Annotated in this window: 14 protein-coding genes and 1 pseudogene; 11 read left to right on the forward strand and 4 right to left on the reverse strand. The window is 37.5% G+C overall.

All coding sequences use genetic code 11. The features are described 5' to 3' along the window. The first annotated feature begins 256 nt into the window (after positions 1 to 256). The 5 genes from NYQ66_RS04920 (at position 257) to NYQ66_RS04940 (ending at position 9,976) form a co-directional block, all read left to right on the forward strand. Positions 257 to 1,324, forward strand: coding sequence for a glycosyltransferase family 4 protein (locus NYQ66_RS04920; protein ID WP_259867478.1), 1,068 nt, complete (start codon positions 257 to 259; stop codon positions 1,322 to 1,324). Between the two features lie 291 nt (positions 1,325 to 1,615). Further along, complete coding sequence (gene galU / locus NYQ66_RS04925) at positions 1,616 to 2,497, forward strand: UTP--glucose-1-phosphate uridylyltransferase GalU (RefSeq protein ID WP_259867480.1); 882 nt, start codon at positions 1,616 to 1,618, stop codon at positions 2,495 to 2,497. Between the two features lie 13 nt (positions 2,498 to 2,510). After that, complete coding sequence (locus NYQ66_RS04930) at positions 2,511 to 3,842, forward strand: UDP-glucose dehydrogenase family protein (RefSeq protein ID WP_259867482.1); 1,332 nt, start codon at positions 2,511 to 2,513, stop codon at positions 3,840 to 3,842. 158 nt (positions 3,843 to 4,000) lie between these two features. After that, on the forward strand, positions 4,001 to 5,419 hold the full coding sequence (locus tag NYQ66_RS04935; protein ID WP_259867484.1) for a lipopolysaccharide biosynthesis protein: 1,419 nt from the start codon (positions 4,001 to 4,003) through the stop codon (positions 5,417 to 5,419). A gap of 171 nt (positions 5,420 to 5,590) precedes the next feature. After that, positions 5,591 to 9,976 carry a PA14 domain-containing protein gene (locus tag NYQ66_RS04940; protein WP_259867486.1) on the forward strand — a complete coding sequence of 1,462 codons (4,386 nt, stop codon included), beginning with the start codon at positions 5,591 to 5,593 and terminating at the stop codon, positions 9,974 to 9,976. 21 nt (positions 9,977 to 9,997) lie between these two features. Here the strand turns inward: NYQ66_RS04940 and NYQ66_RS04945 are convergent, their stop codons facing one another. Together NYQ66_RS04945 and NYQ66_RS04950 are read right to left on the reverse strand one after the other, a co-directional pair. Next, a complete protein-coding gene (locus NYQ66_RS04945; protein ID WP_259867488.1) occupies positions 9,998 to 11,371 on the reverse strand; it encodes an O-antigen ligase family protein in 1,374 nt (457 codons plus the stop codon). 32 nt (positions 11,372 to 11,403) lie between these two features. Beyond that, positions 11,404 to 12,201, reverse strand: a complete 798-nt coding sequence (locus NYQ66_RS04950; RefSeq protein WP_259867490.1) for a glycosyltransferase family 2 protein — start codon at positions 12,199 to 12,201, stop codon at positions 11,404 to 11,406. Positions 12,202 to 12,648: 447 nt separating this feature from the next. On the opposite strand from NYQ66_RS04950, the gene NYQ66_RS04955 reads away from it, so the two are divergent. The 5 genes from NYQ66_RS04955 (at position 12,649) to NYQ66_RS04975 (ending at position 18,273) form a co-directional block, all read left to right on the forward strand. Then, complete coding sequence (locus NYQ66_RS04955) at positions 12,649 to 13,833, forward strand: glycosyltransferase family 4 protein (protein WP_259867492.1); 1,185 nt, start codon at positions 12,649 to 12,651, stop codon at positions 13,831 to 13,833. After that, on the forward strand, positions 13,826 to 14,590 hold the full coding sequence (locus NYQ66_RS04960) for a glycosyltransferase family 2 protein (RefSeq protein ID WP_259867494.1): 765 nt from the start codon (positions 13,826 to 13,828) through the stop codon (positions 14,588 to 14,590). Before NYQ66_RS04955 ends, NYQ66_RS04960 begins: the two co-directional genes overlap by 8 nt. 38 nt (positions 14,591 to 14,628) lie before the next feature. Continuing rightward, positions 14,629 to 15,912 carry a phenylacetate--CoA ligase family protein gene (locus NYQ66_RS04965; protein WP_259867496.1) on the forward strand — a complete coding sequence of 428 codons (1,284 nt, stop codon included), beginning with the start codon at positions 14,629 to 14,631 and terminating at the stop codon, positions 15,910 to 15,912. A 12-nt stretch (positions 15,913 to 15,924) separates the two neighbouring features. Then, positions 15,925 to 16,938 (forward strand): UDP-glucose 4-epimerase GalE, encoded by a 1,014-nt coding sequence (gene galE / locus NYQ66_RS04970; RefSeq protein ID WP_259867498.1) that lies wholly within the window; start codon positions 15,925 to 15,927, stop codon positions 16,936 to 16,938. Between the two features lie 288 nt (positions 16,939 to 17,226). Beyond that, a complete protein-coding gene (locus NYQ66_RS04975; protein WP_259867500.1) occupies positions 17,227 to 18,273 on the forward strand; it encodes a glycosyltransferase family 4 protein in 1,047 nt (348 codons plus the stop codon). A 164-nt stretch (positions 18,274 to 18,437) separates the two neighbouring features. Here NYQ66_RS04975 and NYQ66_RS04980 read toward each other — a convergent pair whose 3' ends face one another. After that, positions 18,438 to 19,616, reverse strand: coding sequence for a CDP-glycerol glycerophosphotransferase family protein (locus tag NYQ66_RS04980; RefSeq protein WP_259867502.1), 1,179 nt, complete (start codon positions 19,614 to 19,616; stop codon positions 18,438 to 18,440). After that, positions 19,609 to 20,007 (reverse strand): glycerol-3-phosphate cytidylyltransferase, encoded by a 399-nt coding sequence (tagD, locus tag NYQ66_RS04985; RefSeq protein ID WP_259867504.1) that lies wholly within the window; start codon positions 20,005 to 20,007, stop codon positions 19,609 to 19,611. The genes NYQ66_RS04980 and tagD overlap by 8 nt, the downstream gene beginning before the upstream one ends. 207 nt (positions 20,008 to 20,214) lie before the next feature. Between tagD and NYQ66_RS04990 the strand changes: the two are divergent. Then, positions 20,215 to 20,618, forward strand: a pseudogene (locus NYQ66_RS04990) (hypothetical protein); the annotation flags it as partial.

The following is a 20,618-nucleotide window of genomic DNA, read 5'->3' on the forward strand; positions in this document are numbered from 1 at the left end:
ATGGGCGCATATATGGCAAAACGGACGACATAAATCCCATGCGCACGCACAAAACACCCACAAATCCTACCCAAAAAGCCATACAATAGCGAAAAGTTTCAAACTTTAATGTCTACCAAATCTATATTGGGCTAATAATGGTAAAGGAAAACCAATGAACCCAAAGACAATCCTTATAGTTGGTATTATTTTATAATAATAATTCGAATGGAATTGTTAATAGTAAAGATAAGAAGAAAAAAGTAGGGATAATAGTATGTTTTATATACATTTAATAATTGCATTTCTTATAGCCTTAATAGCTACGTATCTTCTAACGTATCCAGTCAAAAAATTAGCGATAAAAATTGGGGCTGTCGACTATCCGAATGCACGTAAAATTCATAAGTTCAGTACACCGAGGCTTGGTGGACTTGCGATGTTCATGGGTGTCGTACTTGGATTACTTTATTTGCAACCGTACCACCCGCAATTTTTTATGATTTCTATTGGCGTTTGTATTATCATTTTGACTGGTATTCTCGATGATAAATATCAACTGAGACCGGTAGTGAAGCTAGGCGGTCAATTGCTTGCAACGGCTATCGTGATGTCATCAGGTCTTATTATCGAACGAATCACGATACCTTTTTTTGGACTAGTTGAACTAAATAATTTCAGTATTATCGTTACCGTGCTTTGGATCGTAGGAGTGACGAATGCGATTAACCTGATTGATGGTCTAGATGGACTTGCCTCTGGTGTATCGACGATTGCGTTGATTAGTATTTTGATTATGGCACTAATGGATGTTAGTTTCATCGTCATCTATTTATGTGTTGTTTTAATTGGAAGTAATCTCGGCTTTTTAATGCATAATTTTCATCCGGCATCCATATACATGGGTGATACAGGATCAATGTTCTTAGGTTTTACGATCGCCATTATATCGTTATTGGGATTATTTAAAAACGTGACGTTGTTTAGCTTTATTATTCCAATCATTGTTTTAGCAGTACCGATATTCGATACCATTTTTGCAATTGTACGAAGATCGATCAATGGTGAAAATATCATGATGCCAGATAAAAAACACTTACATTATCAACTATTACATGCAGGATTTAGCCACAGGAAAACAGTGTTCATTATCTATTTGTTTAGTGCCATTTTCGGTGCTTTAGGTGTTATTTTCTCTCATGCGTCCTTAGGTCTGTCCTTAATTATATCTGTCGTATTTCTGGCATTGCTCCAGTTAATCGCCGAGATTGTTGGACTTATTAGCAGAAAGCCACTTATAAATACCTTTCTTAAGCTAATGAAAAAGGAACGACAAGCAAGTTAAATGAAAAATAACATAAATGTAAAACAAGATTTACAAAACCATATTTATTTACAAAAAAATTAAAGAAGGGGGGATTTTTACATCGGAATATGTAGAAAATCCTCCTTTTTTAGTTCGTTAATATTATTGTAATGTAAAGTTTGTAAAGGGCGTCAATGGACTGAAACGACGGGATATAGATCAATTAATTGCTACATGTTAAGCTACATTTGAATGAACGGGATAATCAATGAATACAATGAACTAAATGGCGATCTTGCATTTCTTACAAAGTTGGAGAGGAGTAATGTAATGAAAGTAAGAAAGGCGATTATTCCTGCTGCAGGACTTGGTACAAGGTTTTTGCCGGCAACGAAAGCTCAACCAAAAGAAATGTTGCCGATTGTTGATAAACCAACGATTCAATACATTGTAGAAGAGGCTGTTGCATCTGGAATTGAAGATATCATCATTGTATCAGGCCGTGGCAAACGAGCAATCGAAGATCATTTTGACATCTCCTATGAATTAGAAGAAAAGCTTGCTGAAAAAGGAAAAACAGAAATGTTAAAAATGGTTCAATCGATACCTAATTTAGCTAATATACATTACATAAGACAGAAAGAACCAAAAGGCTTAGGTCATGCCATCCATTGTGCTAGTTCCTTTGTTGGTAATGAACCATTTGCAGTGTTGCTTGGAGATGATATTGTTCAATCGGAAGTACCATGCTTAAAGCAACTACTCGATGTTTATAATGAGCACCAGAGGTCAGTAGTTGGTGTCCAAGAGGTACCGTTGGAATTAATATCAAAATATGGGGTCATTGAACCTGTCGCTAGGATCAATGAAACACATAAACACTTTGAAATTAAATCACTTGTTGAAAAGCCAAGTTCGGAAAGAGCGCCATCCAACCGAGCAATTATGGGGCGGTATATATTAACACCAATGATCTTCCCGATATTAGCATCACTACCACCAGGGGCTGGAAATGAAATTCAACTGACCGATGCGATTAACGAGCTAAATAAAATTGAGAAAGTGTTTGCCTATGAATTTACAGGTAAACGATATGACATTGGTAACAAATTAGGGTTTATAAAAGCAACGATTGACTTTGCGTTAGAACGTGAGGATTTACGTGTGGATATACAAAAATTTTTGGATGAAAAAATAGTAAAACAAAAATAAGGCGGGAAGTTCAATGAATATATCGGTAATTGGAACGGGTTATGTTGGACTCGTAACAGGTGTTTGTTTAGCTGAGATTGGACATCAAGTCACTTGCATCGATATCAATGAAGAGAAAGTCGCTTTACTAAGGCAGGGAATCCCTCCGATTTATGAAGATGGACTCGAGGAGTTACTTCATCGGAACAATACGAATGGTCGACTCCACTTTACTATTAGCTACGAAGAGGCCCTTCAAAACAGCCAAATCGTTTATATTACCGTAGGTTCACCACCTAAACAAGATGGTTCTGCAGACCTTCGTTTTGTAGATGCTGTTTGTAGGAGTTTAGCTCAACATCTAAGACAAGATACGATTATTGTAACAAAAAGTACAGTTCCAGTAGGGACAAATGAACATATCAAACAAACCATTGTAAACAATTTAATAGAGAATGTAACGATTGATGTTGTCTCTAATCCTGAATTTTTACGCCAAGGAAATGCAATCTATGATACGTTCAACGGGGAAAGAATCGTGATTGGCGCAGACAACCCAGGAGCATTGGACATCATCGAACGCATTAACCAACCGTTTGATATACCAATTGTAAGAACGGACCTCAGAAGTGCGGAAATGATTAAATATGCATCCAATGCATTTTTGGCCACTAAGATCAGTTTTATCAATGAGATGGCAAACCTCTCTGAGAAGGTCGGCGCAAATATTGATGACGTTTCCTATGCGATGGGGCTAGATAAGCGGATTGGCAAAGATTTTTTACAAGCTGGTATTGGCTATGGCGGTTCATGTTTTCCAAAAGATACGCATGCGTTACTTTCGATCGGTAGAAAATCGAATTACTATATGCCAATTATCGAAAGTGTTATCCACGTCAATCAAAACCAAAGTAAGTATTTTGTAGAGAAAATGATACAAAGATTAGGCGATGTAACTGGTAAAACCATTGCTTTACTTGGTTTAGCGTTTAAACCAAATACAGACGATATGAGAGGCGCACCTTCCATTACCGTTGTGAAAGAGTTATTGAAGAAAGGGGCAAATATAAAGGCATTTGACCCGATTGCTTCTGAAAATGCGAAAAAAGTATTACCAGCCCAAATTGATTTAACAGCCTCTATTCAAGAGGCGATTTCAGGTGCGGATTGTGCGGTCATTCTTACGGACTGGAAGGAAATAAAAGAATATAAGGTACGAGATTATAAGAAACATTTAAGTAATCCCATTATTTTTGATGGTAGAAATTGTTTTACACGTGAAGAAATGCAAGAACACAACATCGAATACCATTCAGTAGGCCGTCAAGTTGTAAATGGAAAAGACGTGACACACCATCTCCTCTAAACAGGAGATGGTTTTCTACTGTCTATAAACCTGCAATTATGTGTAAAATGGAAACATGGGGACGGTTCTTCTGTTTCCAAAATGGAAACACGAGAACCGTCCCCATGTTTCCAAGAACTGTCCCTATGTTCTCAATCTGACAAAGTTAGGTGATACATATGTCCTTTTTTAAAAATTCATTATGGTCTTTTGCTAGTACGGCGGGCATCCAGTTTATTGGCGTGATTACTAACATTGTGCTCGCTAGACTGTTATATCCTGAGATCTTTGGTGTCCTGGGTATGGCGATGGTGTTTGCTGGAGCAGTAGTTATTGCGCAAGAAGCAGGTATCAGCTCTTATATTATCTATAAATCTCCGTTAACGAAAATATTGATTAGTACAAGCTTTTGGTTGAATGTGAGTTTTGCAGTGGTCCTATTTGCAATCTTGTTCGCATCAGCCGGTGTAATTGGCAGCTTCTATCAAGAAACGCAAGTAATTACAGTCATCCGATATATTGCTATCGGGTCACTTCTTGGTGGATTTTTTATCACAGCTCGCGCATTGTATATGCGTGAGAAGAACTTTAAGAAAATTGCAGTGATTGACCTGTCGTGTGAGATTGTAGCAAGTGTGTCGGCAGTTATTTTAGCGTTAACTGGTTATCACTTACTAGCAATATCCGCAAGATATGTGATCCGTCCAACGTTACAATCGGTTGTTTACTTAGTACTAAGAGGCAAGGATGTCATTGGGAAATTTGATTGGAACGCGATGAAAGAAATCGTTCCTTATAGTGGAAATGTGTTGGGCAGTCAATCGATTGCCTACATCAATAATAATATTGATTATCTTTTTGTAGGTAGAGTATTTGGTAGCTATACATTAGGGCTTTATACATTAGCCTGGCAATGGGGTTCACTTGTTAGGTTTTACATAGCGGGGGCAATTGGAAAGGTTGCTTTTGCAGAATTATCGAGTCTTAATAACGATTTAACCGTCCTAAAAGAAAAATATTTAGATATTACACAGCGATTGGCATTTATCGCACTCCCGATATGCTTCGGGATCTCAGCGGTAGCGGATCCGTTTATCCTACTATTTTACGGTTCGGAATGGGTCAAGTCGGGATTACTATTAAAAATATTAGTCCTGTCTGGAGGGATATCTGCGATTGGATCAGTTGGTGGCCAAATTTTTCGTGCGATCGGCCGGCCGAAAATAGAGCTACTGGTCAGTACGATCACCTTGGTATTTGCGGTCGTATTATTTTATATAGCGACACGTTTTTCGATCATCTATGTTGCTTTTGCAGAAGTGATAAAAATTGTCATTCTTGAGATAACAAAATTCATATGTATAAGGAAAAACATCCAAGTGAAATGGATCGAGTTAGCGCTTGTCTTATATAAAAGCCTACTCGCTTCCTTAGTCATGTATGGTGTTGTGAAGATGGCACAGTTACTCGTTGATCACGTCTACATTACATTTGGTGTGTCTATTTTGATTGGACTGATCACCTATGGTCTCGTATCGTACGCCATTAATAAACAAATGTTCTTATGGGCATTTTCCAAAGTAAGGAAACGAAAGTAAGATGTTTTTTTAGTAAGCAATCAATCATGCCACCAAACTAGAAAACTATAAAAATTACCTAAATTTACTTGCAGATTAATAGACGCCTCCATGATACGATTACATCGTTGTCTCTTTGACAAGAAAGATGTAATTTGAGGGAGGCGTCTGAAAATAAATAAGAACAAACAATTGATAACTTCGATAAGTGTTGCAACGATTATTTTTGCTAATGCGAATATAGTTGGCGCAACCTCCGCAAATATAGGTACAGACCCCGTTCATTTTAACTGGGGTTATGGTTCACCACAAGGTCAACCAGTTGATGGATTTCAGCAGTCTTATATACAAAAGCTAAACCTTATTCAAGGTGATTATTTTATCCAAACCTATGCCGATGATGGCGTACGGGTAGATTTTAATGGTAAGAGAGTCATAGATCGTTGGAGTAATAGTGGTGGAACAATTAACCAGGCATTGCTAACAAATATAGCAAAAGGCACACATACGGTTAAAACAGACTATTACGAAAACAAAGGACGAGCATTTGTATTTTCAGATACAGTAAAATTCGGAGATTGGCTAGCCTACTACTATCCAAACAAGACACTTAGTGGAAATCCCATTGAAGCTAAAGTCCTCTCCGGAACAGGTAATCATCACAATTTAGAAGACACCTTTACTTCCTTAACAGAAACACCATCGGATAACTTTTCAGCAAAATATACAACTTTCGCACGAATCCCTGCAGGTGAATATGTAATCCGAGGACGAGCAGATGATGGCATGCGCGTATATTTAGATGGAAAAAGAGTCATTGATGACTGGAATAATGGTGGCTTTAGAGAAACTGCTGTAAAAGTCAATGTAGCAGATAAAAACGGTTCTAATGTCCATGAATTACGAGTCGAGTACTATGAAAATAAAGGTCAAAACAAGGTACAACTCAACATGCAAAAGTATGAGGATGTAAAAAATACAGACGGATGGATCGGTGAGGTTTATACTAATAAAACGCTAACAGGAAATCCAATTATTCTTGGAGGAAATGGTGCTTTAAAGGAAATAGACAAGCTTGATTTTGATTGGGGCAATGGTTCTCCACACAAGACAATTCCGAACGATAAATATTCTGCGCGCTTTTTCAAAAAAGTAACACTCGATACCGCAACGGATTATCGAATGGATGTGCGCGCGAATGACGGTGTTCGTGCATTCGTGAATGGCAAGAGAGTCATAGATTCATGGAAATGGCAATCAAACCCTCTACGCACGGCCAATGTTGGACTTCGCGCTGGCGAAAACACCATTGAGTTGCAGTATTATGAGGACACGAAAACAAGTGCATTAAAAGCAGAACTAACACCGACAACCTATCGAGTGAAGAACCAACCTGTCGCGTATAACTGGAGTTATGGTTCTCCTGAAGGCTTCCCAGAGGATCAATTCAAAGGGCAGTTTGTCAATGAGAAGCAACTCGAAAAAGGCGATTATTTTGTTCAAACGTATGCAGATGATGGTGTTCGCGTAGCTTTTGATGGAAAAAGAGTGATTGATCGCTGGACAAATAGTGGCGGTACGATCAACCAAGCGCTATTACCAAACGTAAGGGCCGGAAAGCATACGATTCAAACCGATTATTATGAAAATAAAGGACGAGCATTTGTATTTTCCGATACCGTCAAATTTGGAGACTGGCTATCTTACTATTATCCAAACAAAAACTTGAGTGGTAACCCGGTTGCTTCCAAAGTCGTTACGGCGAAGGATGCATTCAACCTCGAAGATGTGATCAGTTCTATTCCAGGCTTGCCAGATGATCAGTTCTCGGCAACGTACACGACCTTTGCAAAAATCGAAGCGGGGGAATATGTATTCCGCGCAAAATCCGATGATGGTATTCGTGTCTACTTGGACGGAAAGAAAATCGTCGATGATTGGAACAATGGGGCTTATCGTGAAACAGCAGTAAAAGTTAATGTAGCTGATAAAAATGGCTCGAATGTGCATGAGCTCAAAGTCGAATATTATGAGAACGTAGGAATTAGTAAAGTAGGCTTAAGCGTTCAAAAATATGAAGATGTACTAGACACAAATGGCTGGGTTGGTGAAATCTATCCAAACCAAACCTTAACAGGTAACCCAATTATTCTAGGTGGTAAAGGCTCGTTACAGGAAATCAATAGCTTGAACTTTGATTGGGGCAAAGGATCACCGCATCCAAGTATCCCTGCAGATCATTATTCAGCTAGATTCACACAAATGATGCAGGTACCAGAGGCCGGGAATTATAACTTTAATATCAGTGCCAATGACGGTTACAAATTGTTTGTAAACGGATTGAAGGTAAGTGAAGATTGGGAGTACTCTCCAGCCCTATGGCATCAACAAAATGTCCATTTAGATGCTGGTCAAAACAAGATTGTAGTAGAGTACCAAGAAGACACGCTTTCCAGCCATTTAAAAATGAAAGTGGCTGACCCGAAAACGTTTATGCCTGTAGATTCCACAGTTCGCTATAACTGGGGACATGGTAGCCCTTCCGATCGTTTACCTGTGGATCACTTTAGAAGTATATTTGATCAATCACAACACTTAGAAAGTGGCGATTATTTCGTTCAAACTTTTGCAGATGACACGGTAGAAATGCTTGTAGATGGAGAAAAGGTTATTTCTGCTCAAGAACAAGCTGGTATCGAGCGTAATCTCCTTACAGGTGTTGAAGCGGGAATGCATGAAATAATCACTACACACCAAGAAACTATAGGTGAAGCAGCAGTATTCGCTGATATCGTACCTGTTGGTGATTGGCTTGCTTACTATTATAACAATACGACGACTAGGGGTTATCCAGTTGATGCAAAAGTGTTAAAAGGGAAGAACCTACTAGAAGATAATAAAACGGATGCACCAACCAATAAAGTCCAACAGGATGACTTTAGTGCGGTGTACACATCGGCACAAAGGATGCCTGCTGGTGATTACGTCATTCGCGCTCTTGCAGATGATGGGATCAAGGTTTATATTGATGGTGAATTAGTCATCGATCGCTGGGACAATAGCCAGTACCAAGAAAATGCAATGAAGGTAACTGTCCAAGATCGCAAAAATGTTCCGGCAAGTGAAAGTGATCTCCATTGGGTAGAAGTGCATTACTATGATGCTACAGGAAGTAGTAAAGTATCTTTGGATATTCAATCTTTCCAGGAATCTATCAATCAAGCAGAGTGGTTTGCGGAAGTTTACCCGAATGTAAATCTTGAAGGAAATCCTGTGATAATCGGTGGTGTTAACTCGATTAATGCGATAGAAGATGTTAACTTCGATTGGAAGGATCAGTCACCAAGTCCATTCATACCATCTGATCATTTTTCGATGCGATTATCGAAGACGATGGTTGCAAATGTTGCGGGTGCTCATACGTTTAAGTTATGGGCAGATGATGGTGTACGATTATTTGTAGATGGACAAAAGGTGCTTGATTCATGGGAACCATCGGATCCAGATTATCGTGAAGTGACCGTTAACCTCACAAAAGGTAAACACACACTGCAATTGGAGTACAGTGAGGTAACCGGGAACGCGCATGTCAAAATGGAAATAGTGGAACCTGTAGTGAAGGCACCGATCACCTATAACTACACAAATTATAATGTGACGAACGATCAAGCGTTGAACATGCAGTTACAAACGACGCCTCCTCCACAGACAGATACGCGATATGCGACCTATGTCTATAAAAGCTTGGTTCAAGTAGATAATCAGGATCCAAGTAAAGGTACAGTGACATTAGGCGGCGGAAACTTAAATGTTCGAGGAGGTCCAGGGCAAAATTATTGGGTTGTTGGTCAAGTAAGTGACGGTACACAACTTAAAATACTAGGCAGTGAAGGTGACTGGTATAAAATCCAGTTTAACCAATACTGGGTGAACGCAAGCCCGAGTGATGTGGCTTACCATTTGAATCCTCAAAGCGTTGCAAAAGATGCACCCGAGTTTTTCCAGTTCCTAAAACTATCGGAGCCTGCATATGCAGATGCGTCAGAATTAAACAATAAAATTTTATACAACAAAGGAATTTTCAAAGGAACGGGACAAGCTTTTGTAGATGCTGGTAAAATTCACAACATCAACGAGCTATATCTTATTTCTCACGGATTGCTTGAAACAGGTTACGGCAGATCAGTGTTAGCATCTGGTGTATTGGTAACCTCTGTAGATGGGAAACCAGTTGAGCCAAGAACCGTGTATAACATGTTTGGGATCCATGCTTTTGATAGCTGTCCAACAACTTGTGGGTCTGAAAAGGCATATAAAGAAGGATGGTTCACACCAGAAGCAGCGATCATCGGTGGTGCAAAGTTTATTGCGGATGGATACATCAATCATCCAACCCACCAACAAGACACGTTATATGAAATGAGATGGAATCCTAAAGGAATGGAACGCTATGGTTATGCGACACACCAATATGCAACAGATGTTGGTTGGGCAGCCAAGCAAGTGAAAAATCTAAAAGGCTTTTACGACTTATTAGACAATTACACATTAACCTTTGATATTCCAAAATTTAAATAAGAAAACAGGCAGGCTGCATCGTTACAGCTTGCCTGTTTTTTCTATTTTTAGTTTAGGATTATTCAATAACCCAAGTAAGAAAAAGAAGACAATCATCGATTCAATATTAAAAAACGATTCTGCTACATAGGCCATCACCGCATAAGCAACAATAATGGCATTAATCGCAGAGGCAATAATTCGCTTCTCGATCACCGTTTCTTTTCGTAAGGCAATCCTAAATGTTTTGATATAAACATAAAAAAGGAAAACCCCATAAATCAGTAAGCCAATCACACCATATCGAGCGAGAAGATAGAGATAGTTATTGTCAGCAAAAGATAAACTTTGTTTCATGGGCCCTACACCTAAAATCGGTGATTGCATAAACTTCTCTTTATTTATTTCCCAATAATCATATCTACTCTTAAAGCTCCCGACAGATTCAAGAGATTCCCTTACTCGATTTGTTTCCTCTTGTCCCTCTTCTGACTCATTTGCCGTGTCGTTTGCGTTTTTATCTAGCGTATTGGTGATGTTTTTGACTGCTGACTCAAGATAGGGAATGTGTGGGACTAAAGCCATTCCGATACCTAAAAAAACCAGGACAGAGAGCATGCCATACAGGATTATTTTTTTAATTTGAACTTCTCTTATAATCAATTGTAATAGTCCGAAATAAAATAAAATCCCAAAAGCGGCAATAACCGTCGTCCTAGAAGTGGTCAAAAAGATACTAATAAAAGTCAGTAACAATAAACCAACAGCCATAAAAGTAAACCGCTTTGATTGTGACGGATACATATAGACGATTGCCAGACAGCTTACTAGTACAATTAACAAAAATGATCCATAAACATTCGGATTGCCGAGTGTGCTTGTGATCCGATGTTGAGCTGTAATCATCATGTGTAGGCTATCGCTTTTTGTATATAACAAGCCTATATGTTCATTAATATTGAACCAATTAAAGAATTGGAAAATCCCAAAAAGTTGCATGCCAAGTACCGTCCAGAACAATGCTGTTGTGAAGCGTTCAAGGTGTATAACGAAATAAGCGGACAATAAATAAAAAGTGATGTAGTACACATATCGATAGAGTTCATACACATCAGAAATTGCGGTATCCTCAGGAAATTGTACACTCCCATAAATAGTGGAGATAACAACACTAACAGAAGCTAAAATGATGAATACCGTTGCAGCATCGGTTAGGATTCGTTTCCCCCATGCTTGCATCGTAAGTTGTTGTTCATACATGTAAAAAAGCAAAAAAAGAAAGCTAATGCCAAGGATAAAAAGGTCTATTAGCTTAATGGATATCTCGCCAAACAATATCCCCGGCATAGGGGCTACTAATACAAGTAGTAAAAGATAAGTGCTCAGAGCGCTGTCACTAGCATGTTTTTTCAACATATTCTGTTTCCCCCTTACAAAGATCCTCTCGACTATCTAACGATTGTATAGGTGAAAAATTCACGTACACAAGCAAAAACAGACCGTTTTTCTTTAATAATTCGGCTGTTTTTAAGTAGAAAAGCAATTAATAAAACAAGTCCTTTTGGTAGACCAAATAACCTTTTGAATAAAGGACCTTTCCCAACTAGCGTATCACGGTCAAATACATGTAGTGTCTCTTTGATGGGATGATAGGAGATTAATACGGGTACATAGTCTATGCGGTACCCTTTGTTCTTTAAATCCATCAAGTAAATATTTTCCTCACCAGACTTGTATGTTGTACCAAGACCAAATGTCTCGTCAAATCCATCTTTATAAGCAGGAACTCTTTCCATATGAACAAAAATATCAATCGATGCTTGTTGCAAAAGCCTTCGCTTAGAAAGATTGATTTGCTCTTGGGTTGGGTAAGGTTTTGGAAATAAGTCCTTATCATAATCTTTATGCTGAAAACAAGCGATTTGCCGACTAGGATCCTCAAAAAAACGATGTATATAAGAAAAGGCGTCCTCTTTATACCAGCAATCATCATCCGTGAAAGTAAGGATCTTGCCTTCCACTTGTTGAAGTCCAACATTTCTCGCGTGGGATAAACCGCGTTGGTTAATTTTTATATGCTTGGACTTGAATTGAAAGTTAGCTAACAACGCATCAACATCATCATGATTTGCTTGACTAACAATAATTAACTCAAAAGCTTGGTTTGTTTGATTTTCTAAACTAGCAAAAAGCCGATCAAGATCTTGTTTGGAATTTGCTAGAGTAGGCAATAATAGTGAAATCATCTTTTAACTCCTAACCATTAGAAAATATGTACCGTTCTTTCATTAAAAGGAAGTGTTGGCCCCAAAAATGGGTATATATGTTAACTATAGCAGATATATATCGTTCACATTATTAAATTTTGATTAAAGAATCTTTACATACATTTTATAAGTTTTCCCAAAAATCTACGTTAATATGAATGTGAATTAGAAAAAGAATCATAAACTGACAAGAAAGAGGATTTAAGGCCAGAAGAAGTCAGAGAAAAGCCTGATCACTGACAAGAAAGAGGATCCAGGGCCAAAAGAAGTCAGAGAAGAGTTGGATCACTAACAAGAAGTTCATCAAAGGAGCCACTGCAATATAATAACTGAGTAAAACATCTTAATAACAAATAGCATGCAAAAAACAATGTTACCAAAAAGCCAACCACAAAAACAATTAGTACGAAAAAGGATGATAACGATTTGAAGATATTATATATGTCATGGTTTTCATCAGGGGAAGGATCAAAAATTCATGCCCAAGAGTTTACCCATGCGATGGAACAACTCGATCATGAGGTGATTACCAAAGATCTATCCATTAAAAAACATAACCCATCACCAGGGAGCACTCACACCAGAAAAGAACAGGCGCCATCTTCCAACCTAAAAAATTACCTAAAAGAACTCAAATCTCTAGTAATGGTTTTCATAAGGTTCATCCGGTTAATTGGTTATATAAATAAGTACAAGCCAGAAAGATTAATATACCGATACTCCATCTATGATATTAGTGGAATGCTTGCAGCTAAATTATTCCGGATTCCAATAATTTATGAAATAAATGGATCAATCGAATATGAACGAGATATTGCAAATAAGTTTTATATAAAAAGGTTCGTCAAAACTTCAGAAAAATACATATTCAAACATGCTAGTTTACTATTGCTAGTGTCAGAGGAATTAAAAAGATATTTTGGCAGTAAAAGCTACAACATGGATCACGTGCTCGTCGTTCCAAACGGTGTTGATATACGCAAATTTAATCAACCGCAGCCTTTACCGGAAAGGCTAGCACAATTAAAGCAAGCTTGGTCATCAAAGAAAGTAATTGGCTTTATGGGAAGCTTGAAATCATGGCATGGTGCCGAGCGCATCATCGATCTGTTGCCTGAGCTAATACAGAAAGATCAGGATGTTAGATATTTGATCATAGGGGACGGAGATCAGAGAGGGGTAATCAACGACAAAATCACGCAATCCAAATTACAGGATTACGTTTATATCACAGGCTTTCAGGATTATACTATAATACCTTCCTTGTTAGACATCATGGATATTGCTGTTGCACCATATCAACATATCGATTTTTTTCATTTCTCACCACTGAAAGTAATGGAATATATGGCAAAAGGAAAACCAGTCATTGCGCCGGCATTGGGGCAATGTAAGGACTTAATTGCCAAGGACCATGGAATTTTGCTTCAAGAAAATAATCAAGAGGCGCTAAAACATGCATTACTAAAACTAATCATGGACCCAGATCAAGCAATGGAAATGGGAAAACGAGGACAACGGTATATCCGTGAACATTATACATGGGAACAGAATGCGAGAAGGATTGAGCAAGCACTTCAAGAAAACAAGAGGAGGGTGAGTAATGGTTAATCCGAGTCCATTAGTATCGGTTATTACTCCAACGTACAATTCATCCAAGTTCATCACATCAACGATTGAATCTGTGAAAAATCAAACCTATCATAATTGGGAAATGATTATTATTGATGACTGTTCCCGTGATCATACTGTAGAGCTAGTGCGACAGGAGCAAGCAAATGATAACCGAATAAAATTAATTCCGCTTAAGGAAAACGGTGGAGCTGCGATGGCAAGAAATACAGGTATGAAACAGGCGAAAGGGAAGTATATCGCTTTTTTGGATAGCGATGATTTGTGGACGGAGAAAAAACTCGAAGAACAAATCGCTTTTATGGAAGATAACAATTTTGCCTTTTCGTTTGCTAACTATTCAATTATGGATGTTGACGGGAATGCAGCCGCTAAAATTATTTATGCGCCAAGGGTAGTTACATACCGGTCGTTACTTAGAAACCCAGGTGCTATCGGCTGTTTAACAGTTGTGATCAATCGAGAACAAATTATCGATCATATGATGCCTAATATTAAATCACGACAAGACTTTGCTCTATGGTTAAAAATTTTACGAAGTGGCTACAAAGGGTATGGGATCAATAAAACGTTAGCGCAATATCGAAAAGTACCAGGGTCCATTTCGAGTAACAAAATAAAAGCGGCAAAGAAAAATTGGTATGTGTATCGACAATTAGAACAATTAAACACGTTAAGATCATCCTGGTATTTTGCAAATTATGCAGTTCGTTCAATTAAAAAGACATTCTTCTAAATCGGTAGGATGAAACATAGGTTGGGGATGTGAGTATAGTGTTATCTAAAATAGTATTTTTAGCTGGTACGCGCATAAGGAATAAAGAAATAACGAATAGTCTTCGGTTTTTAAAGCAATCAGATCGATGGAGTATTGCGCAATTGGAACAATATCAGCTAGAAAAGTGTAAAGAATTATTGGAATGGGCATATAATAAGTCGACTTTTTATAGAAATAAATGCGAAGAAAAGAACGTGCATCCAGATGATCTCAAAACCTTAGCTGATTTAGTGTGTTTTCCAACAGTGTCAAAACAAGAGGTCTTAACCTATACGAAAGATATTCAGATTAAAGAAGGCTTTGACAAGTTGTTCTTTTCAGAAACATCGGGGAGCACCGGTCAGCCCCTAGTCTTCTACCGAAACAAACAGTGGGATGCAAGGCACCGTGCAGCCATGTTTCGCGGATATTCCTGGTATGGAGTCAAGCCTTGGGAGAAAAACGGCTATTTTTGGGGCTATAATATTGCAAAAGATAAACAAAGAAAAGTAAAATTATTAGATTTTCTTGTTAATCGATTCCGTTTGTTTTCCTATAAACAAGAAGACATCGAAGCGTTTGTAAAAAAATTAAAGCATGCTTCCTATCTCGAAGGGTATTCATCAATGATTTATGAAGTAGCCAAAATGATTAACGATAAGGGTTTACATCAAAAAATTGATTTAAAAATGATAAAAGGAACATCAGAAAAAATTCTAGATAAATACCAAGAGGAAGTTGAAAAAGCGTTTGGGAAAAAGATGATCAGTGAGTATGGTGCGGCGGAAGCAGGAATCATTGGTTTTGAATGTCCTGAAGGAAAGATGCATATCACGATGGAAAATGTCATCGTAGAGGAAGAGGACGGCGAAATAATAGTAACGAATCTGATGTCAAAGTCTTTTCCGATCATCCGTTACCGCTTAGGTGATTACATAAAACTAAATAAGGAAACAACATGCGCTTGCGGTAGAGAGCATTATGTCATCGAAGACATCATTGGCAGAGTTGGCTCGACAATTAAAGGCCATACCACGAATTATCCAAGCATGGTGTTTTATTACGTATTTAAAAATTTAGCGATGACAGATCAATTAGTGTTAAATTATCAAGCACACCAGCATCAAGTGGGAAAGGTGCTTGTGTATGTGGAGCAAAAGTTATCTCCAGACAAAATGCACGTGCTACAACAGGAATTTAAGAAATATTTTAAAGACGATGTCGATGTTGACATTCAAGATCAACACCCGATTGAACGATTGAATGGAAAAATGAAAGATTTTATCTCTAATTTAGAGTAGGGAGTGGAGACAATGGCTATTCTGGTGACAGGTGGAGCTGGTTACATTGGAAGTCACACATGTGTGGAGTTACTTGAGACAGGTTATGACATTGTAGTGCTAGACAACTTTATAAATAGTCATCCAGAATCACTATACAGAGTAAAAGAGATAACAGATAAAGACTTTCCGATTATTAAAGGTGATTTGCTAGATAGAGAGAGGATCGAACAGGTCTTTCAAAACTATAAAATAACGGCGGTTATCCATTTTGCAGGGTTAAAAGCAGTTGATAAGTCGGTGCAAGATCCATTAACGTATTATCACAATAATGTAACAGGTACCATCCAATTATGTAGCGTCATGCAGCAATACCGTGTGAAAAACCTCGTTTTCAGTTCTTCTGCGACGGTATATGGAAAAGCGGATCAGGTACCGATACCAGAAGATGCACCACTGCAAACAACGAATCCATATGGATCGAGCAAATTAATGAATGAAATGATTTTGAAAGACCTTTATCAATCAGACAAGGAATGGTCCATTACTTTATTACGGTATTTTAATCCAATTGGTGCACATCCAAGTGGGGAAATTGGGGAAGATCCGAATGGGATTCCGAATAATCTTATGCCATACATCACACAAGTTGCAGCAGGTAAGTTAAACGAACTGAACGTATATGGGAACGATTATGACACACATGATGGCACAGGAGTAAGAGATTATATTCACGTCGTAGACTTAGCGAATGGTCATGTGAAAGCTGTAGATAAAGTTTTAAATCACACAGGTGTGGAAACATATAACCTAGGTACCGGAAAAGGCTATAGCGTTTTGGAGATGATTCAAACGTTTGAACAAGTAAACAATGTATCTATACCTTACAAAGTAGTCGACAGACGCGCTGGTGATGTGGGAGCTTGTTTCGCAAATCCAACGAAAGCAGAAAAAGAGCTAAATTGGAAAGCTTCGCGCACCATTCAAAACATGTGTGAAGATGCATGGCGATGGCAATCACAGAACGTTTCGGGGTTCTCATTGTGAATGAAAGGGCTATCATTAAAGTTTAGTTCAAAATTGTAAAAATAACACATGATTTTTCTCTGCTTATATGCTATAGTTACTACAGTTTAAATAGAAAAGGCCTTTTATAGTACAGTTTATTTTTCCCATAGGATACATAGCATTTCTGCTAAAATATTCTTGTTAAGCGTAGTAATCTATGAAAACAAACCTTTTTATTTAAAAAATATATACTTATGAAACTTTTAATCCTTTCACACCGTCTAATTAAGAGATAAAAACATGAAGGGGTTTTAGGGGGAAAATAGCATGGAATATATAGCATTAGTTATATGCTTATTGATATCAGTTTTTATTACACCTTATATAAAAAAGTTAGCAATTCGAATTGGTGCAGTTGACCAGCCAAGCCAACGTAAAGTACATCTAAAAGTAATGCCAAGACTTGGTGGCCTTGCCATTTACATTAGCTTTGTCGTTGGGTTTATCGTCTTTAATCCAGATAGCCCATATTTCTGGCACATATTAGTTGGGGCTACACTAATCACCGCGATTGGTTTCCTCGATGATTTATATGAGTTAACGGCAAAAGTGAAATTTATTGTGCAGATCGTTGCTGCTTCGATTGTCGTGCTAGGTGGAGCGCAAATTAATTTTGTAAACTTACCATTTGGTGAAACAGTACATTTTGGATACTTGAGTATTCCAATTACAATCTTATGGATTGTTGGTGTAACAAATGCGATTAACCTCATCGACGGTCTTGATGGATTAGCGGCAGGTGTTTCATCGATTGCATTGATTACAATCTCGGGTCTTGCAATATCTTTAGGTGATACATTTGTTTCGATGATTGGCTTTATCCTATTAGGGAGCACGTTAGGCTTTTTGGTTTACAACTTCTACCCAGCCAAGATTTTCATGGGGGATACGGGTGCATTACTGTTAGGATACATGATTGGTGTCTTATCGATCTTAGGATTTAAGAACGCGACATTATTCTCGTTAATTGTTCCAATTACAATCTTAGGTGTACCAATCTTAGATACATTCTTTGCAATTGTAAGGAGAGTAATACAACGCAAGCCACTATCTGCGCCGGACAAATTACATTTGCACCATTGTCTGATAAAACTAGGGTTTGGACATCGCCAAACCGTTATCCTGATCTATGTAATGAGTGCACTATTCAGCATTGCAGCGATTATCTTTACAAAATCAACGATGTGGGGATCTACAATCACGTTGTTTGCCATGCTATTATTGATCGAAATTACAGTGGAGATTACAGGGCTTATCAGTGATAAATATCGACCAATCCTTCGTTTGCTACAAGGCAGTCGAATGAGAAAATAATAGATAAAACCCGCTTTCTTATTATAGGAAGGCGGGTTTTCTTATTTATTAATCAATATACTAACCGGGTGGTTGCTCACACAACTGAACGGAGCAATGTACCACCCCAAAAATAAAAAAAAAAGCGATACCTCCTACCACAAAAGTAGAAAGTATCACTATCATTATTGCATCGCTTCGTAGCGTTCTTCCTCTGCATAAACTGCCTTAACAATGTTCTGGCTTGAATTCCCACGTGAATATCGATTCCACTCATTAGCATAGGCCTTAACTTTATCCATATCAAATTGATTTGACTGGATCTGTTGAATAACTTCTTCCGTTGTACGAGCAATCGGCCCAGGTAGATTTGATTCAAAGTCTTCCCAGAAGCCACGTTCATTCGTGTAACTTTCTAGGTCATACGTGAAGAAAATCATCGGTTTGCCTAGTAATGAATATTCAAATGGAATAGATGAATAATCAGTAATTAATAGATCCGTAACTAGTAATAAATGATTAATATCTTCATAGTCAGAGAGATCATATACAAATTCTGGATATTTGTTGTCAAATTTACCTTTTATAGCTGGATGAAGACGTAAGAATAGCACATAATCATCGCCTAGCTCTTGGTACATTGTTTCAATTTCTAGTGCGATGTTTGCAGAATTTAATTGGCTATCTCTATATGTTGGTGCGTACATAATTACTTTTTTGTCATTAATAATAGGATAGGACTCGTGTAATGAGTGCTTAATATCATTGACTAACTTTTTATTAAAAAAGAAATCAGTTCTTGGTATGCCTGTCCTTAGTATATTTTCATTCTGAACGCCGAAACTACTGCGGAAAATGGAACTCATTTTCTCTGAACCAACGACAACATAGGTGAAACGACTGTAAACATCTATAAAGCGTTGTCTAGCGCGTTCGCTACGATTTACGATGGATGGGTCCAATAAGCCAAATTGTTTGATTGCACCCGCTGCATGCCATAATTGAACACATACAACATTTGGCTTAAAGTCCGTAACAGATAAAAATCCAAAGTAATTGTCAATGAAAACTACTTTGGACGTGGCTATGTGATAGATCGACTGAACAAAATGAATTAGATTCGTTGTTTCAAAGTCTAATACTTTTTGACTTTCGTCAGTAGAGAAATCAACTCTACAACTAGTCTTCTTTAATATGACGATCTCATCATCATTCAATTGTTTTAGTTCATGTATTACATAGTCTATATTATCCCCGAAAGAAGCAACAAAAGTTGTTTTTTCCTTTTGAGGAAATAACTTAAAGAGATTAAAAAAGATCCTGAAAATAAAAAGGTAACTAGAAATTACTAGTTCCCTAACCATTGTTTACCTTTTGCATATCTGTCTTTATTTTTGTAGTTGAAATACCAACTGTTCTAGGAAGATAAATTACTTCACAGTAATCTTCTAGAAAATCAAATTTCCCTTCCCAGTCATCACCCATAACAAACACATCAATATTATGTTTTTTTACGTCATCTATTTTTTGTTCCCATTCATTTTCAGGAATCACTTCATCTACATAGCGAATTGCTTCTAAAATAAGTTTGCGATTTTCATAGCTATGGTATGCTTTTTTTCCTTTAATTGCATTAAATTCATCTGTAGAGATAGCCACAGTTAGATGATCGCCCAATTCTTTTGCGCGTCGAAGTATATTTATATGTCCATTATGAATTAAGTCAAATGTTCCGTAAGTTAATACTTTTTTCAAAAAAATCACACCCCTTAAAGGTTGTTTGCAAATAATAATACCGTAATTTACATTATATTTACAATGGTACTATAAATCAAGTGGTAAAAAAAACATCTTTATCCATAAAGCTATAAATCTTAGTTTGAAATAGATCAAATATAAAAATATAGAACAAAATGGTAAATAAGATCTTAACATTTTGACAAAAACATTGCATAATAGACATTGTACTACAATTTTTGGAGGGAGGGATTTCTCGTTAATAGAAATAACTTTAATTACAGATGGCTTTACTCTAGTATTCTAGTAATCTTAGGAATAAGCTTTTTATTTATTGGTTCTGTATCTGCTGCCGAAAAACAATGGACAGGTTCTTTCTTTGATCAAAGAAATTTATCTGGTAATAGTGAGCAGGTGTCCATGGATAAAATAAACTTCGATTGGGGTTATAATGCACCCAGCGACACCATGCCACATTATAATTTTTCTGCTACCTTGAAAAAGACAATTGAGGGAGAGAAAGATTATTTTGTACAAACCTATGCAGATGATGGTATTCGAGTAAAGGCGGGTAATCAAGTACTCATTGATCGCTGGTCTGGTTCAGCGGGGACATACAATCAAGCATT

This window comes from Aquibacillus koreensis, assembly GCF_025154055.1.
In the GTDB taxonomy this organism is placed as follows: domain Bacteria; phylum Bacillota; class Bacilli; order Bacillales; family Amphibacillaceae; genus Aquibacillus_C; species Aquibacillus_C koreensis.